Origin of the sequence: Streptomyces sp. NPDC050423 (assembly GCF_040655445.1) — a bacterium.
Classification (GTDB): domain Bacteria; phylum Actinomycetota; class Actinomycetes; order Streptomycetales; family Streptomycetaceae; genus Streptomyces.
The window spans coordinates 42,025-62,297 of record NZ_JBFAJY010000014.1 but is presented as its reverse complement, the minus strand read 5'-3'; the positions used below and the strand labels follow the sequence as shown (position 1 = coordinate 62,297).

Below are 20,273 nucleotides of genomic sequence, written 5' to 3'. Positions count from 1 at the left end.
GAGTGCCGGGCCGCGGGACGTCACTTGCTGATCCATGCCTGCCCGAAGAGGGCCATGTACTCGTCGGTGGGCACGATGCCGTGGACGTTCTTGCCCCAGGCGGTGAAGCCGGCGCTCGCGCCGAGGTTCACCACGGGCACGTCCTCGTTGAAGAGTTTCTGGACGTCGTCGAGGATCCGCTGGGTCTCGGCGTGGCCTCGGGCGCCCTGCAGCTCGACGAGCAGTTCGTCCATCTTCGGGTTGGCGTACGCGCCGGGGTTGCCGTAGCTCTTGGAGTTCAGGACGCTCTGGAGGCGGTGGTAGGGGTCGCTCTCGGAGATGCTCGCCGCGCCGCGGCTGATGTCGAAGTCGTGCTCCACGTATGTCTTGGACACCCGGTCGGCGATGGAGGAGACCAGGTCGAGTTCGACCGTGAAGCCGACCCGTTCCAGCATCGCCTTGGTGACGACCGCCTTGGCCCGGGAGACGGGGTCGGTGCCGTCCATGTAGGTGAGGGTGCCGTCGAAGCCGTCCTTCTTGGCCTCGGTGACGAGCTTCTTCGCCTTGCCGAGATCGATGCCTGTGGGCTTCACCGCGGAGTGCAGACGTGATTCGGGCGGGAAGATCTCCTGCCCCGGCAGGCCCTTGCCCTCGTAGGCGCGTGCGGTGTCGAGCTTCGGGTCGAGGGCCAGGGCCATCGCCCGGCGGACCCGCAGATCCGCACCGGGGCGCCCGTCACGGGTGTTGATGGTGATCACGTTGCCGAGGCCGGTGAGGGTCAGCTCCCCCGGATGGCCCTCGTGCACGGCGTCGTCTACGACGTCGGGGCTGCGCATGTACGTCACGTCGGCGGTGCCGTCGTTCAGCGCGTCGAGTTTGGAGCGGTCCGACTGCGGCCAGGTGAAGCGCAGCGCGTCGAGGTAGGGCTCGCCCTTCCAGTACTTCTTGTTCGCCTTGAGGATCATCTCCTCCTGCGGGGCGTACTTGCCCAGCGCGAAGGGACCGGCGCCGATCGGCCGGAACGTCTTCGAGGCGTACGCGGCGGGGGCCACGATCATGCCGGGTGCCTGGGCGAGCATCGCGGGGAAGGTGGCCCAGGAGTTGCGGAGGGTGAAGACGACGGTGGAGTCGTCGGTGGCCCGTGTCGTCGCGAGGTTCGGGGCGAGCAGCGCCGTGTCGGCGCCCTTGTTCCGCTGGTACCAGGCGATGCTGGCGACCACGGCTTCGGCGTCCAGGGGTGTGCCGTCGGAGAATGTGACGCCGTCGCGGAGTTTCAGGGTCCAGGTCTTCAGGTCGTCGCTGCTGTGCAGCGATTCGGCCAGCCACGGCTCGTACTTCTTCGCCGCGGTGTCATAGCGCATCAGTACGTCGTAGACGGCGGCGAGCGCGGAGCCGCCGGACGCGCCGGTCGCGTAGGTGACGGCGGGGCTGAGGCTGCGGGCCTCCGCGTAGTCCGCGAAGCGCAGGGTGCCGCCGCGGACCGGCTTGCCGCCCTCGGGCTGGTCGCCGGTCGCGCCGAACTCGTAGCGGCCGCGTTCGGCCGTGCGCTGCTTGCCGCTGCTGCCCCCGTCGTCGGGTGAGGCGCATGCCGAGGTGAGCATGGCCGCGACGGCCAGGGCCGCTGCGAGACGGGCTCTCACCCGTGGTGCTCGCTTCATTTCTTCCTCCAGTTGTCCGGGTGCGGGAAGCGGAGTTCGTCCGGTGCGGGAAGCGGCGAAGAGCGTGGGGGCCGGATCAGATGGGGGACGCTACGGCCGGCGAAATCCGGCCGACGTGACGTATCCCACTCACCGGGAACCGGGCCCGGGAGCGGCCGGGCCCGGTGGGACGAGGGCTCCCGCTCCCGGCGGCGCCGTGGCACGGTGTCCCAGTGACCGGAACCGGCCGGGGGGCAGGGGCCCCGTACTGGCCGACACTGGCGTCGACCGCGATCCCAGTGGAGTTCACGACGCCCAGGAGTCCCCGATGCCCAGCGAAACGGATCACCGCACCCCCGCCCCCGATCCCGCCCCGGCGAACGGCCTCACCGGCCCGCACGGCCGGTTCGAGCTTGCCGACGACGACGTGCTGGGCACCCGGCTGCCGGTGTTCACCCACCGGCAACGGGCCCTGCACGAGGTGCTGCACGCATCCGTCGCACACGCCGGACGCGACTTCATCGTCACCGCGGACCGCCGGATCACCTTCGCCCAGCACGCGGCGCACGTCGCCTCACTGGCCCGGGTGCTGCGTGAGGAGTACGGCATCGCCAAGGGCGACCGGGTGGCCGTCGCCGCCGCCAACTCCCCCGAGTGGATAGAGACGTTCTGGGCCGTCGTGTCGATCGGCGCGGTGGCGGTCGGGTTCAACGCCTGGTGGTCGGCGCGCGAGATGGCCCACGGCCTGCGCAACGCGGAGCCCGCCCTCGTGGTGGCCGACGCCAGACAGTCGGCGAAGCTGGCCGGCTGTGGGGTCCCGGTGCTGTCGATGGAGGACGGCATCAGCCGCTGCGTCACGGCCCACGCCGACGCGCCGCTGCCGTCCGCCGACGTCGCCGAGGACGACCCTGCCGTCATCCTCTACACCTCGGGCACCTCGGGCCGCCCCAAGGGCGCGGTGCACACGCATCGCAACCTGCTGGCCGTCGTCGAGTACCACCGCATGAACGACGCCCTGCTCCAGGAGTTCGGCGACCCGCTCTCCTCACAGGACCGCGTGTATCTGCTGACGCTGCCGCTGTTCCACATCGCGAGCCTGCACAACCTGGCCGTGCCCCGGCTCGCCACCGGCAGCCGGATCGCCCTGCACCAGGGCGCGTTCGACGTGGACGCGGTGCTCGGCATGGTCGAGCGGGAGCGCGTCACCAACTGGGGCGCGGTGCCGACCATGGCCCACCGGATGCTCGAACACGGCGGGGCCCATCGGTACGACACGTCCTCGCTCACCTCTTTCTCGCTGGCCTCCGCCCCGTCGTCGACCGAGTTCAAGGAGCGGCTGCGGCGGAGCCTGCCGTTCGCGAAGGACTCGCTGGTGGACAGCTACGGACTGACCGAGACCTGTACGGGCGTCGCCGCGGCGAGCCCACAGGATCTGGCGGCAGCTCCGGGTACCCTCGGCCGGCCGGTCACCGGGGTGCAGCTGGAGATCCGCGACCCCGCCGGAGAGGTACTCGGCGAGGGCGAGGAGGGCGATGTCTGGGTCCGCAGTCAGTACAACATGCTGGGCTACTGGCGTGATCCCGAGGCCACCGCCGGTGCGATCGGCCCGGACCGCTGGCTGCGCACCGGGGACCTGGGGCAGCTCCGCGAGGGCCGGCTCCATCTCAGCAGCCGCCGCTCGGACCTGATCATCCGCGGCGGCGAGAACGTGTACCCGGCCGAGGTCGAGACGGTCCTCGCCGAACACCCGGACGTCCGGGAGTGCCTGGTGCTGGGGGTCCCGCATCCCGACCTCGGCCAGGAGGTCGCCGCCGTCGTGGTGCTGGCGGCGGGCTCCGCGGTCACCGAGGAGGCGCTGCGGGAGTACGCGGGACACGAACTGGCGTATTTCAAGGTGCCCAAGCGGTGGCGGCTGACCACCGACGAGCTCCCGCGCAACGCGACCGGCAAGGTGATCCGGCCCGAGGTACGGATCTGACGGCACGGCTCCGACACCCTGCCCGTGGTTCGGCGACGGTGGTGCCCGGCCACCCGGCGCGGCCGGGCACCACCGGACGGCCGCTCAGAAGTCCGCGGGTCCGCGCAGGGTCGCCTCGGCGCCTCCGTCGACGTACACCACCTGCCCCGTGATGTGGCTGTTCTCCTCGGAGACCAGGAACAGCACGGCCGCCGCGACGTCCTCGGGCCGCAGATAGCCGTTGAGCGGCATGGGGACGGCGGCGTCCATGACCTTCCTCATCTCCGGGTCGTCGAAGAGCCCCGCGCTCATCGGGGTGAGCACGATGCCGGGCGCGACCACGTTCACCGGGATTCCCACGTCGGCCCAGCCCTCGGCGATCGCGGTGCGCCGCGCCCACTGGGCGAGCGCCGCCTTGGACGAGGGGTACAGCTGCCGGGCGCGGCCGTCGGCGACGGCCCGCTCCGCGTGTGCCAGGGCGGTGGCCTCGTCACCGGCCAGGCAGGCGGCGACGACGTCCGGGTCGCCGGGCCGGGTGCCGGAGATGGAGCCGATGACCACGGCCCTGGGCGCTTCGGCCGCGGCGAGCGCCGGCCGCAGTGCCGTCAGGAACTCGGTGGTGCCGAAGTAGTTGACGGTCACCATCGCGGTTCCCGGTACGGAGGTGCCGGCGCAGGTGACGACCGCGTCCACCACCCCGCCGGCCGCCTCGCGGGCCGCCGCCGCGGCGGCGGAGCGGCCTTGTGGCGTGGACAGGTCGGCGTCGACCTCGCCCCCGCGCAGGTCCACCCCGATCACCCGGTCGCCCCTGGCACGGAGCAGAGCGGTGAGAGCGGCACCGATCCCGGACCCGGATCCGGTGACGACGACGTTGCGGGGCATGGGTACTCCTCGGATCGGTCGATGGTTCCGGCGGGGCGGCCCGGCCCTCGGGGCGGCGGCGCGGAGCCACTGCCCGGGGACGGACCCCCTGCGCACCGTAGAGGGTCCGTCCCCCCGGCGGGTGTGCGCTGTCCCGCTGACCGGGCAGGGGCCGCGGACCTCCACACGGACCGGTTTCCGCGTCAGAAGCCGCGTCCGGTGCCGGTGCGGCTCCCGCGGGTACCGCGTCCGGCCAGGACCGGGCCGAGCAGGAGGCGGCAGGCCAGCCGGATGCCGTCCTGCGCCGCCTCCACCGACGAGCGCTCGTACAGGACGGTGGTCAGCAGGCCGTACCAGGCCTGCTCCAGGATGCGGACCACCCGCCGGTCCCGTTCGCAGGGGTCGGTCACCCCGGCCGTGCGCAGGACGAGGTCCATGAGGATCTCGTCCGTGCGCCGGGCCGGGCTGCCCTCGCCGAGGTGGGGGACATTGCCGGACTGCATCATCGCCAGGGCCAGCAGCGGCTGTTCGAAGAGCTGCCGGCTCGCCCCGGTGAGCAGGTCGGTCACCGCTTCCACCGGTCCGGTGCCCGGCGGCGGCGCGGGGGTGCCGGCGTCGAGGCGGAGCACCTGGTCGTGCATGACAGCGGCGAACAGGTGGATCTTGGAAGGGAAGTAGCGGTACAGGGTGGCGATAGCGACGCCGGACTCCCGGGCCACGTCGTGCATCTGCATCCGTTCGAGGCCGTGCTCGGCGCCGAGGCGTGCGGCGGACCGCAGGATCCGGGCGTAGCGCCGGCGCTGCCTGGCCGAGGTGGGGTGTGCGGGGGTTCTCTCGCCGTTCGTTCGGGGCACGGTGCCGACTTCCTTCCGCCGGAGCCGACGATGATCTCCCGCGCGGCGCCGGTCCGGCGCGCCCCGTTCCGTTCACCGGGACGGGTCCTGCGCGCACGTGGCGGGGGAACTTGGATGGCTCTCGGCCTTGCGTCCTGTCCCGACCGAGAGAGGTTCCCCATGCGGCTCGGCATCAACAGTCCCGTCGTCACGGCCGTCCCCGGCGTCCACTCCCCCTGGGAGCGCACTGCCGGAATCGAGGAGCTGGGAGCGGTCGCCGAGGCCGCGGACCGGCTCGGCTTCGACCATCTGACCTGCTCGGAACACGTCGCGGTGCCCGTGGACATCGCCCGGCAGCGCGGCGGAACCTACTGGGACCCGCTCGCCACCTTCGGATATCTGGCCGCCCGGACCCGCCGGATCCGGTTCGCCACCCAGGTCCTGGTGCTCGGCTACCACCATCCGCTGGCGCTCTCGAAGCGCTACGGCACGCTGGACCGCGTCTCGGGCGGGCGGCTCGTGCTGGGGCTCGGCGTCGGCAGTCTGGAGGAGGAGTTCCGGCTGCTGGGTGCGGAGTTCGGGGGCCGGGGTGCGATCGCGGACGACGCGATCGTGGCACTGAGGGCCTCGCTGTCCAGCCGTGAACCCGCTTACCACGGTGAGCACTTCGACTACGAGGGGCTCGTCGTGGAGCCGCACGCCGTGCAGGCCCGGGTGCCGCTGTGGATCGGTGGCCGCACCCCGCGTTCACTGCGCCGGGCGGTGGCGCACGGCGACGGCTGGGTGCCGTTCGGGCTGCCGCTCGACCGGCTGCGCGAGATGGTCCGCGCGGCCGAACTCCCCGACGGCTTCGAGGTGGTGCTGAGCGCGGGCCGCCCGCTCGATCCGTCCGGCGACGCGGACCGCACGTCCGAGGCGCTGCGGAAGGTGTCCGACGCCGGTGCCACGCTGGTCGGCGTGGCACTGAGCGCGGAGTCGGCGAGCCATTACGTCGAACAGCTGGAGGCGCTCGCCGTGCTCGCCGGCACCACGGCGGCCCCGGAGGCACGGGGATGAGCGGGGACCGGCTGGCAGCGGTCGAGGCCCGGCTCGCGGCTCTGGAGGACGAGCGCGACGTCGCCCGCGCCATCGCCTCGTACGGGCCGCTGGTGGACGGCGGCGAGGCGGACGGCGTCGCGGAGCTCTGGGCACCTGACGGGGTGTACGACATCGACGAGATCTTCCTCGCGGGCCGGGAGCGGATCCGCGAGATGGTGCGCTCCCCCGCGCACCGGGGCTGGATCCGGCAGGGCTGTGCCCACGTCGTGGGCCCGCCGCACATCACGGTCGTCGGCGACGAGGCCGTGGCGGTGTGCCACTCGCTGATGGTGGTGCACGAGGCGGCCCGGTACGTCGTGCGCCGGGCCACCGCCAACCACTGGCGGCTGCGCCGTACGGAGTCCGGCTGGCTGGTGGTCACCCGGACCAACCGGATCCTGGACGGCCGCCCGGAGTCTCCCGAACTGCTGGCCCGAGGGGTACGCGGGGAGCCGGCCGGGTCCTGAACACGGTTGTGGCGGGGCCGCATGACCATGCGTCATCCATCCCCGCCACGGAGTGTCTTCAGCGCGCCCCGTACACCGGCTGCGGCGTCTCGGCCGCCGCGAGCAGCCCGGACGCGGCGGCCCCGGCCTCGGCCGGGCTCCAGCGGGCACCCTTGTCCGCGGTGGGGCCGGGCCGCCAGCCCTCCATCACCGTGATCCGTCCGGCCTCGGCCTCGAAGACCCGGCCGCTGACCCCGGCGCACGCGGCGGAACCCAGCCATACGACGAGCGGCGAGACGTTCTCGGGGGCCATCGCGTCGAACCCTCCCCCGACGGGCGCCGCCATGGTCTCGGCGAAGGTGTCCTCGGTCATCCGGGTGCGGGCGGCCGGGGCGATCGCGTTGACCTGGACCCCGTAGCGGCCCATCTCGGCGGCGGCCACCAGGGTCAGGGCGACGATCCCGGCCTTGGCTGCGGAGTAGCCGCCCTGGCCCACGCTGCCCAGCAGCCCGGCCCCGGAAGCGGTGTTGACGACCCTCGCCTCGGGGACCCGGCCGGCCTTCGCCTCGGCGCGCCAGTGCGCCGCCGCGTGCTTGAGCGGCAGGAAGTGGCCCCTGAGGTGGACCCGCGTCACCGCGTCCCAGTCGTCCTCGTCCAGGTTCACCAGCATCCGGTCGCGGAGGAATCCGGCGTTGTTGACCAGGGTGTCGAGGCGGCCGAAGGAGTCGAGCGCGGTCGCGACGAGGGAGGCCGCGCCGTCGGCGGTGGCGATGTCCGCGTTGTGCGCGACGGCCTGCCCGCCGGCCGCACGGATCTCCTCGACGACCCGCTGGGCGGGGCCGGTGGCCGTCCCGGAGCCGTCGAGGCCCACGCCGAGGTCGTTGACGACGACTTGTCCGCCCTCGGCGGCGAAGGCCAGGGCGTGGGCGCGGCCGAGTCCGCGGCCCGCGCCGGTGACGACGGCGACGCGTCCGGCGCACAGGGCTGTCGATGAGGTCATGACGATGTCCTTTCGAGGGGCGACGAGCGGAGAACGGGGCGCGGGACCACTGAGTGGCATGACGCTCTCCCGCGGCGTCCATATCACTGCTATGTTGAATCTAACAAACGTTTGGTGGAAAGGTAGCTGATCTGCTCATGGGTGTCTCCACCTCCGCCCCGGAAGAGGGCGTCGCCGTCGTCACCGTGGACTTCCCACCGGTCAACGCCCTGCCCGTACAGGGCTGGTACGACCTCGCCGCCGCGGTGCGCGCCGCCGGGGCCGACCCGGACGTCCGCTGCGTGGTACTCACCGCCGAGGGCCGTGGGTTCAACGCGGGCGTGGACATCAAGGAAATGCAGCGCACGGACGGGCCGGAGGCACTGATCGGCGCCAACCGGGGCTGCTTCGAGGCGTTCGCGGCGGTCTACGAGTGCGAGGTCCCGGTGGTCGCCGCCGTGCACGGCTTCTGCCTGGGCGGCGGAATCGGCCTGGTGGGCAACGCGGACGCGATCGTGGCCAGTGACGACGCGACCTTCGGACTGCCGGAGCTGGACCGGGGCGCGCTCGGCGCGGCCACGCATCTGGCCCGGCTGGTTCCGCAGCATCTGATGCGGACCCTGTACTACACCTCGCGCACCGTGACGGCCCGCGAACTGCACCGGCACGGCTCGGTGTGGAGCGTCGTCCCACGCGGCGAACTGCCCGGCGCCGCCCTGGAACTGGCCAGGGAGATCGCCGCCAAGGACGGATATCTGATCCGGCTGGCCAAGGCCGCCATCAACGGCATCGACCCGGTCGACGTACGCCGCAGCTACCGCTTCGAGCAGGGCTTCACCTTCGAGGCCAATCTCAGCGGCGTCGCGGACCGCGTGCGCGACACCTTCGGCACGGACAAGGAGCAGCAGGCGTGACACACGACAAAACGATGACGGCCGACGACGTCGTCGGCCGGCTGGAGAGTGGAATGACGGTCGGCATCGGCGGCTGGGGTTCGCGCCGCAAGCCGATGGCCCTGGTCCGGGCGCTGCTGCGCTCGGACGTCACCGATCTGACCGTGGTGTCGTACGGCGGCCCGGACGTCGGCCTGCTCGCCGCCGCGGGCCGGATCCGCAAACTGGTCGCGGCGTTCGGGACCCTCGACTCGATACCGCTGGAGCCGCACTTCACCGCCGCCCGGCAGCGCGGCGCGTTCGAGATGGTCGAGCTCGACGAGGCGATGATGATGTGGGGGCTGACAGCGGGCGCGCAACGGCTGCCGTTCATGCCGGTGCGGGCCGGTCTCGGCTCGGACCTGATGGAGGTCAACCAGGCGTTGCGTACGGTCACTTCGCCTTACGAGGACGGGGAGAAGCTGGTCGCCGCGCCGGCCCTGCGCCTGGACGCCGCCCTGGTCCACCTCAACCGCGCGGACATCCAGGGCAACGGCCAGTACCTGGGCCCCGACCCGTACTTCGACGACCTGTTCTGCGAGGCCGCCGACCACAGTTACGTCTCCTGCGAGCGGATCGTGGAGACGGCGGACCTGCTCAAGGAGCACGGGCCGCAGACGCTGCTGGTCAAGCGGCTGTTCGTGGACGGGGTCGTCGAGACGCCGAACGGCGCGCACTTCACGTCCTGCGTGCCCGACCACGACCGGGACGAGAGCTTCCAGCGCGCCTATGTCCGGGCCGCCCGCGACCCCGAGGCGTGGCCCGCCTTCGCCGAACGGTTCCTGTCCGGCGACGAGGCCGCCTACCAGGCCGCCGTCACCGCGTTCCACCAGGAGGAAGCATGAGCGGCACCGAGACCACCGGCAGCGCGACGGTGAGCCGCGCGGAGTACTGCGTGGTGGCCTGCGCCGAGGCCTGGCGGGACGCGGGCGAGATCCTCGCCAGCCCGATGGGCACCGTCCCGGCCATCGGGGCGCGTCTGGCGAGGCTCACCTTCTCACCCGGCCTGCTGCTGACCGACGGGGAGGCGCTGCTGATGGGCGACACCCCCGCGCTGGGGGCGAGGCCCGGGAGCGTCGAGGGCTGGCTGCCGTTCCGTCAGCACCTGACGCTGACCGCCACCGGCCGCCGGCACGTGATGATGGGCGCCAGCCAGATCGACCGGCACGGCAACCAGAACATCTCCTGCATCGGCCCCTGGGCCAGGCCCACCCGGCAGCTGCTCGGGGTTCGCGGCGCCCCGGTCAACACCCTCAACAATCCTACGAGTTACTGGGTTCCCAAGCACTCCGCGCGAGTGTTCGTGGAGCACGTCGACATGGTCAGCGGGGTCGGGTACGACCGGGCGGCCGCCGCCGGCCCCTCCGCCACCCGCTACCACCGCATCCCCGAAGTCGTCAGCAATCTGGGCGTCTTCGACTTCGAGACCCCGGACCGAACCATGCGGCTGCGCTCCCTCCACCCCGGGGTGAGCGTCGAACAGGTCGCCGAGGCAACCGGGTTCGCGCTCACGATCCCCGGCGACGTCCCGCTCACCCGGGACCCCACGGACGCCGAACTCCGGCTGATCCGCGAGGTCATCGACCCCAAGGGGCTGCGCGAGCGCGAGGTCCCGGCATGACGGGGCCCGTGCCGTTGCCGACGGCGCTCACCGAGCTGACCGGGGTGCGGTACCCGATCGTGCAGACCGGGATGGGGTGGGTGGCCGGCCCCCGCCTGGTGTCCGCCTCCGCGAACGCGGGGGCCCTCGGCATCCTGGCCTCCGCGACGATGACCGTCGAGCAGTTGCGCGCGGCGGTCCGCGAGGTCAAGTCCCGTACGGACGCGCCGTTCGGCGTCAATCTGCGGGCGGACGCCGGCGACGCGGCCGAGCGGGTGCGGATCATGATCGACGAGGGCGTGCGGGTGGCGTCGTTCGCGCTCGCCCCGTCGAAGGAGCTGATCGCGCGCCTCAAGGACGCCGGCGTCGTCGTCATCCCGTCCGTGGGTGCCCGGCGGCACGCGGAGAAGGTCGCCGCGTGGGGCGCGGACGCGGTGATGGTGCAGGGCGGTGAGGGCGGCGGCCACACGGGCGACGTGGCCACCACCGTGCTGCTCCCCCAGGTCGTGGACGCCGTCGGCATTCCGGTCATCGCGGCGGGCGGCTTCCACGACGGCCGCGGCCTGGTCGCCGCGCTCGCCTACGGAGCGGCCGGAATCGGGATGGGGACGCGCTTCCTGCTCACCTCCGACAGCACCGTCCCGGCGGCGGTGAAGGCGAAGTACCTGGCCGCCACCGTCAAGGACGTCACGGTCACCGACCGGGTCGACGGCCTGCCGCACCGGATGCTGCGCACCGGGATGGTCGACGCCCTGGAGCGTTCCGGCCGGGCGGCCTCCCTGCTGAGGGCGGTGCGGCACGCCTCTGCCTTCCGGAAGGAGTCCGGGGCGAGCTGGCCCCAGCTGATCCGCGACGGACTGTCGATGAAGCACGGGAAGGAGCTGACCTGGAGCCAGGTACTGCTGGCCGCCAACACGCCGATGCTGCTCAAGGCCTCACTGGTCGAGGGGCGTACCGACATCGGGGTCATGGCGTCGGGCCAGGTGGCGGGGCTGATCGAGGATCTGCCGTCCTGTGCGGAGCTGGTCGAGCGGATCATGGAGGAGGCGCGGGCTACGCTGAAGACGCTGCCGAGGGCGGCCTGACGGCGCGGACCCCTCGCGAGGGGTCCGCGCCGTCAGGCCCAACGGGCGAACGGCGGCCGGGCGGGAGCGGGGCCGAGCGTCGTGGTGCCCGGTTCGGCGCGGTGCCCGAGGCCGGTCCGGTAGGCGTTCAGTGCCGCTTCCGTCCGGCCCTCGCTGCGCATCAGGTCTCCCAGGAGCCGGCAGATGTCGGCGAGGTCCCCGGCAGCTCCCGTCTGTTCGAGTACGGAGAGCGCGGTGGCGTAGTGGCGCTCGGCGCTCTCGGTGTCTCCGGCCTCCTGGGCGATCAGCCCGAGAAGCCGGTGGGCGCCGCCGGCGTGCAGCGCACCGCGGCCGGGCTGGAGCCCGGCCAGCAGGCTTTCCAGGAGCTCCGCGGCCTCGGCCGGCTTCCCTCTCCTGCGCAGCACGTCGGCGAGCTCGACCTCCACCTGTGCGACGTAGAGGGCCGCCCGCTTGGAAACCAGCATCGAGTGCGCGGTACGCAGTTCCGCCTCCGCCTGCACGAGGTCGTCGTGCTGGGCACAGACATAGCCCCGCATCCAGTGACAGTGCGCGAGTTCGGTACGGATCTGCAGCTGCTGGTAGAGCTCGGTGGCCCGCGCCAGCGACGCCTGGGCGGCCTCGGCCCTGCCCTCGGCGATCAGCGTACGGGCCACCGTTCGGTGCATGGCGGCGACCAGGGCCGGGTCGGACACCTGCGGCACCAGGGCGAGTGCGAGTTCGGCGGCCTGCGCGGCGCGGGCGTGGGCGCCCATGTCCATGTACGGGGCGATCGACGCCGTGTAGAGCTGGAGCAGCGCGCCCGGATCGTGCAGCCCGGACGTGTTCAGCTCGTCGATCGCGCTTTCCAGCACGTAGCAGGAGTAGCGCAGTTCACCGGCGAGGTAGTGGGCGACCGACCTGCCCCGGACCGCCCGCGCACGGGCGGGGAGCGGTTCGCCGGCCAGCAGGCGTTCGGCCGCCTCGAACCGGATCAGGGCCTCGGGCAGTTCCCCCGTCTCCAGCGCGCACTCCCCGAGGCCCACGAGCGCGGCCGCGTGTTCCTGCGTGAGCCCGTACTCCTCGGCCCGGCCGCGGATCTGCTCGTAGGCCGCCCGCGCGTCGGTGGCGTCCTCGACGGCCAGTACCCGCTGGGCGTCGGCCAGTTGCATCCGCAGGGCCGTGGCGATGTGGGTGGGCCTGCCGGTGGCGAGTTCCTCGTGGTCGACGCCGAGCCGTTCCGCGATGTGCCGGAGGGCGGCTTCGGAGGGCCGCACCCTGCCGGCTTCGAGGGTGGAGACATAGGCGGCGGTGTAGACGGGCTCCGCGAGCTGTCGCTGGGTCAGTTCGCGTTCCTTGCGCAGCCGCTTCACCCGGCGGCCGATCGCGGCCGGTGCGTCCTGCTTCTCCTGGTGCTCCTGGTGCTCCTGCTGTTCCGGGTGTTCCCCACCCGGCCGGTCAGCGGCCTCGTTGCCGGTCGCCCGCTCCCGTTCGCCGCTCGTCGTCGTGCTGGTGCCCGTCATGGCAGCCTCTCGCCCTGTATCTGCCGGTGGTCACCGGCGGCTTCACGCATCTGCGCCCGCTGAACGGAGTGACCCCCGCCGGGCTCCCCCACCCGGTCGGGACCTGCCCGTCTGTTGCCAACGATGCACCTGCCACCCTAGGTTGAGCGTCGACTTAAGGACACTTATATTACCGCTTTACTTCACTTCCGAGCTGGACACCAGAGTGAGGATTGACATGCGCACGAGCAGAACGGCCGTCATATCCGCGAGCGTCGCGCTCACGGCGATAGTGGGGGCGGTCCTCGCCACTCCCGCGGTCGCCGCGGACCCGGAGCCCCACCAGGAGCGGCGCGTCACCGTCGAGTACTTCCCCGAGCCCGGCGGCGAGGGCCGGCGGACCGAGGTCCCGGCCACCACTCAGGCGGTGACCGGCCGCGCCGCGGCCCGCAGTGCGGCACCCGCCGCGGGGACGACGGACGGGGAGGTCGGGAAGCTGTCCGAGACCGGCCCTTCGGCCGACCGGCTCGACGTCGTGATCATCGGCGACGGCTACACCGCCGGCCAGCAGGACGCCTTCCACACCGCGGCCGCCGCCAAGTGGGCGGACATCACCGGCATCGAGCCCTACGCGAGCTATCAGGGCCTCATGAACGTGTGGACCGTCGACGCGGTGTCCGCCGAATCCGGCATCACCGGTGACCCCGGCACCGACGTCGTCAAGAACACCGCGCTCGGCAGCTACTTCTGGTGCGAGGACACCGAGCGCCTGGTCTGTGCCGACATCGACAAGGTCGCCTCCTACGCCGCCAAGGCCCCGGAAGCCGACCTGGTCATCGTCGTCTCGAACTCCACCAAGTACGGCGGCGCCGGCTACTCGGGACTTGAAGCGGAGGGATACCCGTTCGACGGCGTCTCGACCCTCTCCTCGGACAACGCGCAGTCGAGCATGATCGCCGCCCACGAGATCGCTCACTCGGTGGGTCTGCTGGCTGACGAGTACGCCTACGACGGCTACGGCACCTGGCCGGGCGGCGAGCCCGCCGACATCAACTCCAGCACCTTCACCGCCGGGAAGATGGCCGCCAACCAGGCGAAGTGGTACCGCTGGCTCGGCGAGACCGACCCCACGGGCGGCACCGTCGGCACGTACGAGGGCAGCAGTTACTACCCGTTCGGGATCTACCGCCCGACCTCCAGCTCCCTCATGCGGGCCCTGGACATCCGTGACTTCAACCTGCCCGGCCGTGAGGCAATGATCGCCGGCTTCTACCGCGAGGCCAACGCGCTGAGCAGCAAGGTCAGCACGAGCGGCGCGGTCCTCAGGACCAGTCACATCAAGGTGTCCCGGGCCGAGCTCACCGGCCTCGCCTCGCCCGAGCTGCGCTGGTACGTCGACGGCGTACGGGTCAAGCGGGCGCAGGGGCTCACCGCCGTCGTCCCCGCCGCGCTGGGCGTCAGGGCGGACGGCAGGACGCACACCGTCGCGGTCGAGTCCACGGACCGGACCAAGTCGATCCGCGACCCCCAGGTCCGCGCCGAGGCCACCGAGAGCATGTCGTGGACGGTCAAGGCATCCGGGCACGGGTCCCACAGGCGGCACTGACGGCAGTACGGCAGCACGCGGCACCCCGGTCTCCGGTCACCCCTTGTGTGAGACCGGGGCCCCGGCGGGCGCGGGCGCCGGGGCGGCCCCGCGCTCGGACAGGAGCCGCATGACGTTGCCCACCTTCGCGAGCCTCTCGTCGACCGTGGCGTCGCCGGGAACCTGGATCTTCGCCCCCGCGTAGGAGAACGCGCCCTCTGCAGCGCGGAGACAACGGCGTACCTCGTCGGCGTCCATGAGGGATGTGGGCTCGTCCTCGGTGAGGGGCAGGTGCGCGTCCGCCCACGGTCCCCCGAACTCGTTCGCGGCCGGGCCGGCGCCGGAGAACATGACGCCCTCCAACAGGCCCTCGGAGACGAGCCGGCCGATCTGGGCGAGCGGCCGGCCCGGGTCCTGCGCCTCGATCGCCGAACGGCCCCAGTTGACGGTGATACCGATCCCCCCTTCGCGGGCGAGGGGGATCTCCTCCTCCAGCGCCAGGAACCGCTTCTCCCCCGGGACGGTCGGCGCGTACGCGTCGCAGTGCTCCAGGACGAGCCGGGTGGACCAGCCGCCCGCGGCGGGTACGCTCGCCGCGATCTCGTCGAGAGAACGAGCGAACATCTCTCCCACAGCGGTCGTCGAGGGCGCGGTGTGGACATGGATGGCCGAGACCGACTGCTCGCCGGTGAGCTGGTTCACCTCCTCGGCGGCGATACGGGCCTCGCGGAGGAATTCGAGTGCCGCCCGTCGGCCGTCGTGGTCGGCGGAGGCGAGCCCGAACACGCCCGAGGCCCCCACCCGTACCATCGTGCCGGGAATCAGAGTGATCACTGAACGGGTGAAACGGCCGCGCATCCGGGCGGCCAGCCACCGCGTGTCCGCACCGAGGCCGTCGCGGAACGGGATCTCCAGCCCGTCAGCGATCCCCCGGCCCGCCAGCCCGTCGTAGAAGCGTTCCTGGTCGGCGGGCAGGGAGGGCAGCGCCGCATACGCGCCCACCAGTGCGGCGGGCTGTTCCGTGTTCATGGTGTGGCGTCTCCAGTGCTGATGGGTCTCGGGCGATGTCGTGCCATTTCGCCCGGGGTCGGGAGAACGGGCTGCCTCTCGCCCACGGTGATGCGCGCCGGTCATGGGGTCGTCGCGCCGAGCGCCCTGCCGATGGGGTCGTAGTGAGCCGTCACCGCCGCGTGGAAGGCGCGGGCGTCGCCCGCCTCGGCGGCGTCGAGCATGAGCCCGTGCGCTCGCGCCGTCTGGTCCATGTCGGCCGCGACGGAGAGCCCGAGGGTGGGCACCACCACGGTGTGCACTTCCCAGAACGCGCTGACCAGCTGTCCGACCAGCGCGTTGTCCAACCGTGCCAGCAGTCCGGTATGGAACGCGCGGTCCTGCTCCGGGAAGGTGCGCCCCTCCGCGGCCACGGCGACCATCTCGTCCACCAGCGTGTGCAGATCAGGGTTGGAGGTACCCGCCAGACTCGCGACGATGCGCTCGGCCATACCGTGGTCGAGTACCTGGCGGATCTCGACCACGTCACGCAGCGCGCGCAGGTCGTCGCCCGGACTCAGCACCCCGCGGAAGACGAGCATCTCGACGAGTGCGTCGAGCGACATGGCGCCCACGTACGTGCCGTGGCCGTGGCGGACATCGACGATGCCGAGCGTCGACAGGGTACGAATCGCCTCCCGCACGCTGGAGCGGGACACACCGAGACGCTCACAGAGCTCGACCTCGGTGGGCAGCAGGTCCCCGGGACGCAGGCCCTCCACCAGGATGAAGTCCTTGATCCGGCCGGTGGTGGCTGCCCGCCGCGAAGTGTCCGTCCCCCGCGGCCCCCCGGGCGCGGACGTCCTGAAGCCCGGCTGCGCTGCGGCCATTTCGCCCCCTTCGGTTCACGTTCCCAGGGTGATGCTACCCAAGATAAGACGTCAGATGTTCTGCATCGGTACTCGGCGCCGAATCACGTATCGGACGGGCCGCACCGCCACCCGGTGGCCCGCCCGGTCACGGGGCCACCGGGTGGCGGTCTTCGGGCCCGGCGTTCAGAGGCGTTCGATGATGGTGACGTTGGCCTGGCCGCCGCCCTCGCACATGGTCTGCAGGCCGTAGCGGCCGCCGGTGCGCTCCAGTTCGTGCAGCAGGGTCGTCATCAGCTTGGTGCCGGTGGCGCCGAGCGGGTGGCCGAGCGCGATGGCGCCGCCGTTGACGTTGACCTTGTCCGGGTCGGCGCCCGTCTCCTTCAGCCAGGCCAGCACGACCGGGGCGAACGCCTCGTTGATCTCGACCAGGTCGATGTCGTCGATGGACATCCCGGCCTTCTTCAAGGCGTACGCCGTCGCCGGGATCGGTGCCGAGAGCATCCGGATCGGGTCCTCGCCCCGGACCGAGAGGTGGTGGATGCGGGCGCGGGGTGTGAGGCCGTGCTCGGCGACGGCCCGCTCGGAGGCGATGAGCAGCGCCGAGGCGCCGTCGGAGACCTGTGAGGAGACCCCGGCGGTCAGCCGGCCGCCCTCGACGACCGGCTTGAGGCCGGCCATCTTCTCCAGCGAGGTGTCGCGGCGCGGCCCCTCGTCGACCCGGACGTCTCCGTAGGCGACGGTCTCGCGGTCGAAGCGGCCCTCGTCGATGGCGTGCAGGGCCCGGTGGTGCGAGCGCAGCGCGAACTCCTCCATGTCCTCGCGGGTGATGTCCCACTTCGCGGCGATGAGTTCGGCGCCGTGGAACTGGTTGACGGGCGCGTCGCCGTAGCGGGCTCGCCAGCCCACGGAGCCCGCGTACGGGCCGTCGGTCAGCCCCAGCGGTTCGGCGGCCTGACGGCTGGCGAAGGCGATGGGGATCATCGACATGTTCTGGGTGCCGCCCGCGACGACCAGGTCCTGGGTGCCGGACAGGACGCCCTGGGCGGCGAAGTGGACGGCCTGCTGGGAGGAGCCGCACTGCCGGTCGACGGTGGTGCCGGGCACCTCCTCGGGGAGGCCGGCGGCGAGCCACGCGGTGCGCGCGATGTCGCCGGCCTGCGGGCCGACGGTGTCCAGGCAGCCGAAGACGACGTCCTCCACGGCGGCCGGGTCGGCGCCGCTGCGCTCCATGAGCGCCTTGATGACGTGGGCGCCGAGGTCGGCGGGGTGGACGGCGGACAGCCCGCCCTTGCGGCGGCCGACCGGGGTGCGTACCGCGTCGACGATGTAGGCCTCGGCCATGACTGCTCCTTCGTGAGGGACATGATGGGGTGTCAGGTACGGGGGGTGATGCCTTCCAGGACCATGGACAGGTACTGGCGGGCGATCTCCTCCGGGCTGTGGGTACCGCCGGGGCGGTACCAGGAGGCGGCCACCCAGACGGTGTCGCGGACGAAGCGGTAGACGAGCCGGACGTCCAGGTCGGCCCGGAAGGCCCGCTCGGCGACGCCGCGTTCCAGGGTGCGCAGCCAGGCGTCCTCGAACTTCGCCCGGGAGCCGGTGAGGTAGGCGAAGCGCGGCTGGGCGGAGAGGTGCCTGGACTCCTTCTGGTAGATGGCGACCGCGGGGCCGTGCCGGTCGATCTGCCGGAACGACTGGGTGACGAGCGCCTCGATGGTCGCCCCGGGTCCGAGTCCGGCGGCGAGGACGGTGCCGTAGCCCGCCCACAGCTCGTCCAGGAAGGCCGAGAGGATCTCGTCCAGCATCGATTCCTTGGAGTCGAAGTGGTAGTAGAGGCTGCCCGCGAGCAGCCCCGCCTCGTCCGCGATGCGGCGGACGGTGGTGGCGTTGTAGCCCAGGGCGGCGAACACCTCGGCGGCGGTCGCCAGGAGTTCGGCGCGACGTTCGGCGTTGGCGTTCCCGGCGATGGTGCTCACGCCCTCTGGCTGCTGACGGAGACGGTCTCCCCGGTCATGTAGGAGGAGTAGCCGCTGGCCAGGAAGACGATGACGTTGGCGATCTCCCAGGGCTCGGCGTAGCGGCCGAAGGCCTCGCGTTCGGTGAGTTCGGCGAGGAGTTCGGGGGTGGTGACCTTCACCAGGTGCGGGTGCATGGCCAGGCTCGGGGCGACGGCGTTGACGCGTACGCCGAAGTCGGCGGCCTCCAGGGCCGCGCACCGGGTGAGTGCCATCACGCCGGCCTTCGCGGCGGCGTAGTGGGCCTGGCCGCGCTGGGCGCGCCAGCCGACGACGGAGGCGTTGTTGACGACGATGCCGCCGCTGCCGCGGTCCTTGAAGTGGCGCAGGGCGGCGCGGGTGCAGCGGAAGGTGCCGTTCAGGGTGACGTCGAGGACCTTCGACCACTGCTCGTCGCTCATGTCGACGAGGTCGGCGGTGCCGCCGAGGCCCGCGTTGTTGACGACGATGTCGAGGCCGCCGTGGCGCTCCGCGGCGAACGCGAACAGGGCGTCGACCTGCTCCTGGTCGGTGACGTCGCAGGGCAGGGCGGCGACGCTGTCCGCGCCGAACTCCTCGGCGAGGGCGGTGGCGCTCTCCCTCAGCCGGCGTTCGTGGGCGTCGCCGATGACGATCCGGGCGCCCTCCTCCAGGAACTTGCGGGCCGCCGCTCCGCCGATCCCGGCGCCCGCGGCGGCGGTGATCACGGCGGTGCGTCCGGCCAGGAGGGAGTGCCCTGCTACGTAGGGCGGCTTGGTGGTCACGGGCGGATCTCCTTGGGCAGGCCGAGGACGCGCTCGGCGATGATGTTGCGCTGGATCTCGTTGGATCCGGCGTAGATGGTGTCGGAGCGGGAGAAGAGGAACAGCCGCTGCCAGTCGTCGAGTTCGTACGGCTCCCCGGCGGCGGTCATGCCGCCGGCGCCCAGCACGCTCATGGCGAGTTCGCCGAGTTCGCGGTGCCAGGTGGCCCAGAAGATCTTGCCGATGGACGCCTCGGGGCCGGGTGCGCCGGCCGTCACGCCGTCGAGCATGCGCAGGGCGTTGCACCGGATGGTCTCCAGGCCCGTCCAGGCGCGGGCGAGCCGGTCGCGGATCAGCGGGTCCTCGGCGGCACCGTTGCGGCGGGCCAGGCCGATGAGGGCTTCCAGTTCGCGGCGGAAGCCGACCTGCTGGCCGAGGGTGGAGACACCGCGTTCGAAGCCGAGGGTGGCCATGGCCACGCGCCAGCCGTCGCCCGGGGCGCCGACGATGTGCTCGGCGCGGGTGCGGGCGCCGTCGAAGAAGACCTCGTTGAACTCGGAGGTGCCGGTCAGCTGGGCGATCGGCCGGATCTCCACGCCGGTCCCGTCCAGTGGGACCAGGAGATAGGACAGGCCCCGGTGGCGGGACGAGCCGGGTTCGGTGCGGGCGACCACGAAGCACCACTGCGCCTCGTGGGCGAGTGACGTCCAGGTCTTCTGCCCGGTGACGACCCAGTCCTCGGCGTCCCGCACGGCCCTGGTCCGTACGTTCGCCAGGTCGGACCCGGCGTCGGGCTCGCTGTAGCCCTGGCACCACAGCTCCTCGACGGCGACGATCGGCGGCAGGAACCGGGCCCGCTGCTCGGGGGTGCCGAAGGCCACCAGCGTCGGGCCGAGCAGCTGTTCCCCGATGTGGTTGACCCGTGCGGGGGCGTCGGCCAGGGCGTATTCCTCGTGGAAGGCGACCTGTTGCGCGAGGGTCGCGCCCCGGCCGCCGTACTCCTCGGGCCAGCCCACGCAGGTCCAGCCCTCGGCGGCCATGTGCCGTTCCCAGCCGAGCCGTTCGGCGAAGGCCTCGTGCTCGCGGCCGGGTCCGCCGCGGCCCCGGAGGCCCGCGAAGGAGCCGGTGAGGTTGGCGGCCAGCCAGCCGCGGATCTCGGTGCGGAACTCCTCGACGCTGCTCATGGGGGTACGTTAATCTACCAAACACTTGTTAGGGAAGGAGGGGC

General features: G+C 72.2%; 19 protein-coding genes. 8 read left to right on the top strand and 11 right to left on the bottom strand.

Annotation, left to right across the window (positions count from 1 at the left end; genetic code table 11):
• Positions 1-20: 20 nt before the first annotated feature.
• Entirely contained in the window at positions 21-1,637 is a 1,617-nt protein-coding gene (locus tag AB0I52_RS13175; protein WP_363071891.1) for an ABC transporter substrate-binding protein, read from the bottom strand.
• Positions 1,638-1,944: 307 nt separating this feature from the next.
• Here AB0I52_RS13175 and AB0I52_RS13170 point away from each other — a divergent pair, with 307 nt between their 5' ends.
• Entirely contained in the window at positions 1,945-3,594 is a 1,650-nt protein-coding gene (locus AB0I52_RS13170; protein WP_363071889.1) for a class I adenylate-forming enzyme family protein, read from the top strand.
• 84 nt (positions 3,595-3,678) lie between these two features.
• Here AB0I52_RS13170 and AB0I52_RS13165 read toward each other — a convergent pair whose 3' ends face one another.
• Both AB0I52_RS13165 and AB0I52_RS13160 read right to left on the bottom strand, forming a co-directional pair.
• The gene (locus AB0I52_RS13165; RefSeq protein ID WP_363071887.1) at positions 3,679-4,455 is read right to left on the bottom strand and encodes an SDR family oxidoreductase; all 777 of its coding nucleotides are present in this window, start codon (positions 4,453-4,455) and stop codon (positions 3,679-3,681) included.
• A 182-nt stretch (positions 4,456-4,637) separates the two neighbouring features.
• Positions 4,638-5,288 carry a TetR family transcriptional regulator gene (locus AB0I52_RS13160; RefSeq protein WP_363071885.1) on the bottom strand — a complete coding sequence of 217 codons (651 nt, stop codon included), beginning with the start codon at positions 5,286-5,288 and terminating at the stop codon, positions 4,638-4,640.
• Positions 5,289-5,447: 159 nt separating this feature from the next.
• On the opposite strand from AB0I52_RS13160, the gene AB0I52_RS13155 reads away from it, so the two are divergent.
• Both AB0I52_RS13155 and AB0I52_RS13150 read left to right on the top strand, forming a co-directional pair.
• On the top strand, positions 5,448-6,323 hold the full coding sequence (locus AB0I52_RS13155) for an LLM class F420-dependent oxidoreductase (protein WP_363071883.1): 876 nt from the start codon (positions 5,448-5,450) through the stop codon (positions 6,321-6,323).
• Entirely contained in the window at positions 6,320-6,811 is a 492-nt protein-coding gene (locus AB0I52_RS13150; protein WP_363071881.1) for a nuclear transport factor 2 family protein, read from the top strand. The genes AB0I52_RS13155 and AB0I52_RS13150 overlap by 4 nt, the downstream gene beginning before the upstream one ends.
• A 58-nt stretch (positions 6,812-6,869) precedes the next feature.
• Here the strand turns inward: AB0I52_RS13150 and AB0I52_RS13145 are convergent, their stop codons facing one another.
• Entirely contained in the window at positions 6,870-7,790 is a 921-nt protein-coding gene (locus tag AB0I52_RS13145; protein WP_363071879.1) for an SDR family oxidoreductase, read from the bottom strand.
• A 137-nt stretch (positions 7,791-7,927) separates the two neighbouring features.
• Here AB0I52_RS13145 and AB0I52_RS13140 point away from each other — a divergent pair, with 137 nt between their 5' ends.
• From AB0I52_RS13140 to AB0I52_RS13125, 4 genes are read left to right on the top strand one after another with little or no spacing between them, the layout of a single operon-like run.
• Positions 7,928-8,683, top strand: a complete 756-nt coding sequence (locus tag AB0I52_RS13140; protein ID WP_362962360.1) for an enoyl-CoA hydratase family protein — start codon at positions 7,928-7,930, stop codon at positions 8,681-8,683.
• Positions 8,684-8,697: 14 nt separating this feature from the next.
• Positions 8,698-9,546: a CoA-transferase gene (locus AB0I52_RS13135; RefSeq protein ID WP_363072045.1), complete on the top strand. Its 849-nt coding sequence runs from the start codon at positions 8,698-8,700 to the stop codon at positions 9,544-9,546.
• Complete coding sequence (locus tag AB0I52_RS13130; RefSeq protein ID WP_363071877.1) at positions 9,543-10,322, top strand: CoA-transferase; 780 nt, start codon at positions 9,543-9,545, stop codon at positions 10,320-10,322. Before AB0I52_RS13135 ends, AB0I52_RS13130 begins: the two co-directional genes overlap by 4 nt.
• Entirely contained in the window at positions 10,319-11,386 is a 1,068-nt protein-coding gene (locus AB0I52_RS13125; RefSeq protein ID WP_363071875.1) for a nitronate monooxygenase, read from the top strand. Before AB0I52_RS13130 ends, AB0I52_RS13125 begins: the two co-directional genes overlap by 4 nt.
• A 32-nt stretch (positions 11,387-11,418) precedes the next feature.
• Here AB0I52_RS13125 and AB0I52_RS13120 read toward each other — a convergent pair whose 3' ends face one another.
• Positions 11,419-12,885, bottom strand: a complete 1,467-nt coding sequence (locus AB0I52_RS13120) for a tetratricopeptide repeat protein (protein ID WP_363071873.1) — start codon at positions 12,883-12,885, stop codon at positions 11,419-11,421.
• Positions 12,886-13,102: 217 nt separating this feature from the next.
• Between AB0I52_RS13120 and AB0I52_RS13115 the strand changes: the two genes are divergently transcribed.
• On the top strand, positions 13,103-14,470 hold the full coding sequence (locus AB0I52_RS13115) for a M64 family metallopeptidase (protein ID WP_363071871.1): 1,368 nt from the start codon (positions 13,103-13,105) through the stop codon (positions 14,468-14,470).
• 36 nt (positions 14,471-14,506) lie between these two features.
• Here AB0I52_RS13115 and AB0I52_RS13110 read toward each other — a convergent pair whose 3' ends face one another.
• From AB0I52_RS13110 to AB0I52_RS13085, 6 genes are all read right to left on the bottom strand, one after another.
• The gene (locus AB0I52_RS13110) at positions 14,507-15,478 is read right to left on the bottom strand and encodes a DUF4862 family protein (RefSeq protein WP_363071869.1); all 972 of its coding nucleotides are present in this window, start codon (positions 15,476-15,478) and stop codon (positions 14,507-14,509) included.
• Positions 15,479-15,579: 101 nt separating this feature from the next.
• Positions 15,580-16,326, bottom strand: a complete 747-nt coding sequence (locus AB0I52_RS13105) for a GntR family transcriptional regulator (protein WP_363071867.1) — start codon at positions 16,324-16,326, stop codon at positions 15,580-15,582.
• Between the two features lie 165 nt (positions 16,327-16,491).
• Complete coding sequence (locus tag AB0I52_RS13100; RefSeq protein WP_363071865.1) at positions 16,492-17,649, bottom strand: acetyl-CoA C-acetyltransferase; 1,158 nt, start codon at positions 17,647-17,649, stop codon at positions 16,492-16,494.
• A gap of 32 nt (positions 17,650-17,681) precedes the next feature.
• Positions 17,682-18,284, bottom strand: coding sequence for a TetR/AcrR family transcriptional regulator (locus tag AB0I52_RS13095; protein WP_363071863.1), 603 nt, complete (start codon positions 18,282-18,284; stop codon positions 17,682-17,684).
• A complete protein-coding gene (locus AB0I52_RS13090) occupies positions 18,281-19,066 on the bottom strand; it encodes an SDR family oxidoreductase (protein WP_363071861.1) in 786 nt (261 codons plus the stop codon). The genes AB0I52_RS13095 and AB0I52_RS13090 overlap by 4 nt, the downstream gene beginning before the upstream one ends.
• Positions 19,063-20,229, bottom strand: coding sequence for an acyl-CoA dehydrogenase family protein (locus tag AB0I52_RS13085; RefSeq protein ID WP_363071859.1), 1,167 nt, complete (start codon positions 20,227-20,229; stop codon positions 19,063-19,065). The genes AB0I52_RS13090 and AB0I52_RS13085 overlap by 4 nt, the downstream gene beginning before the upstream one ends.
• Positions 20,230-20,273: the final 44 nt, after the last annotated feature.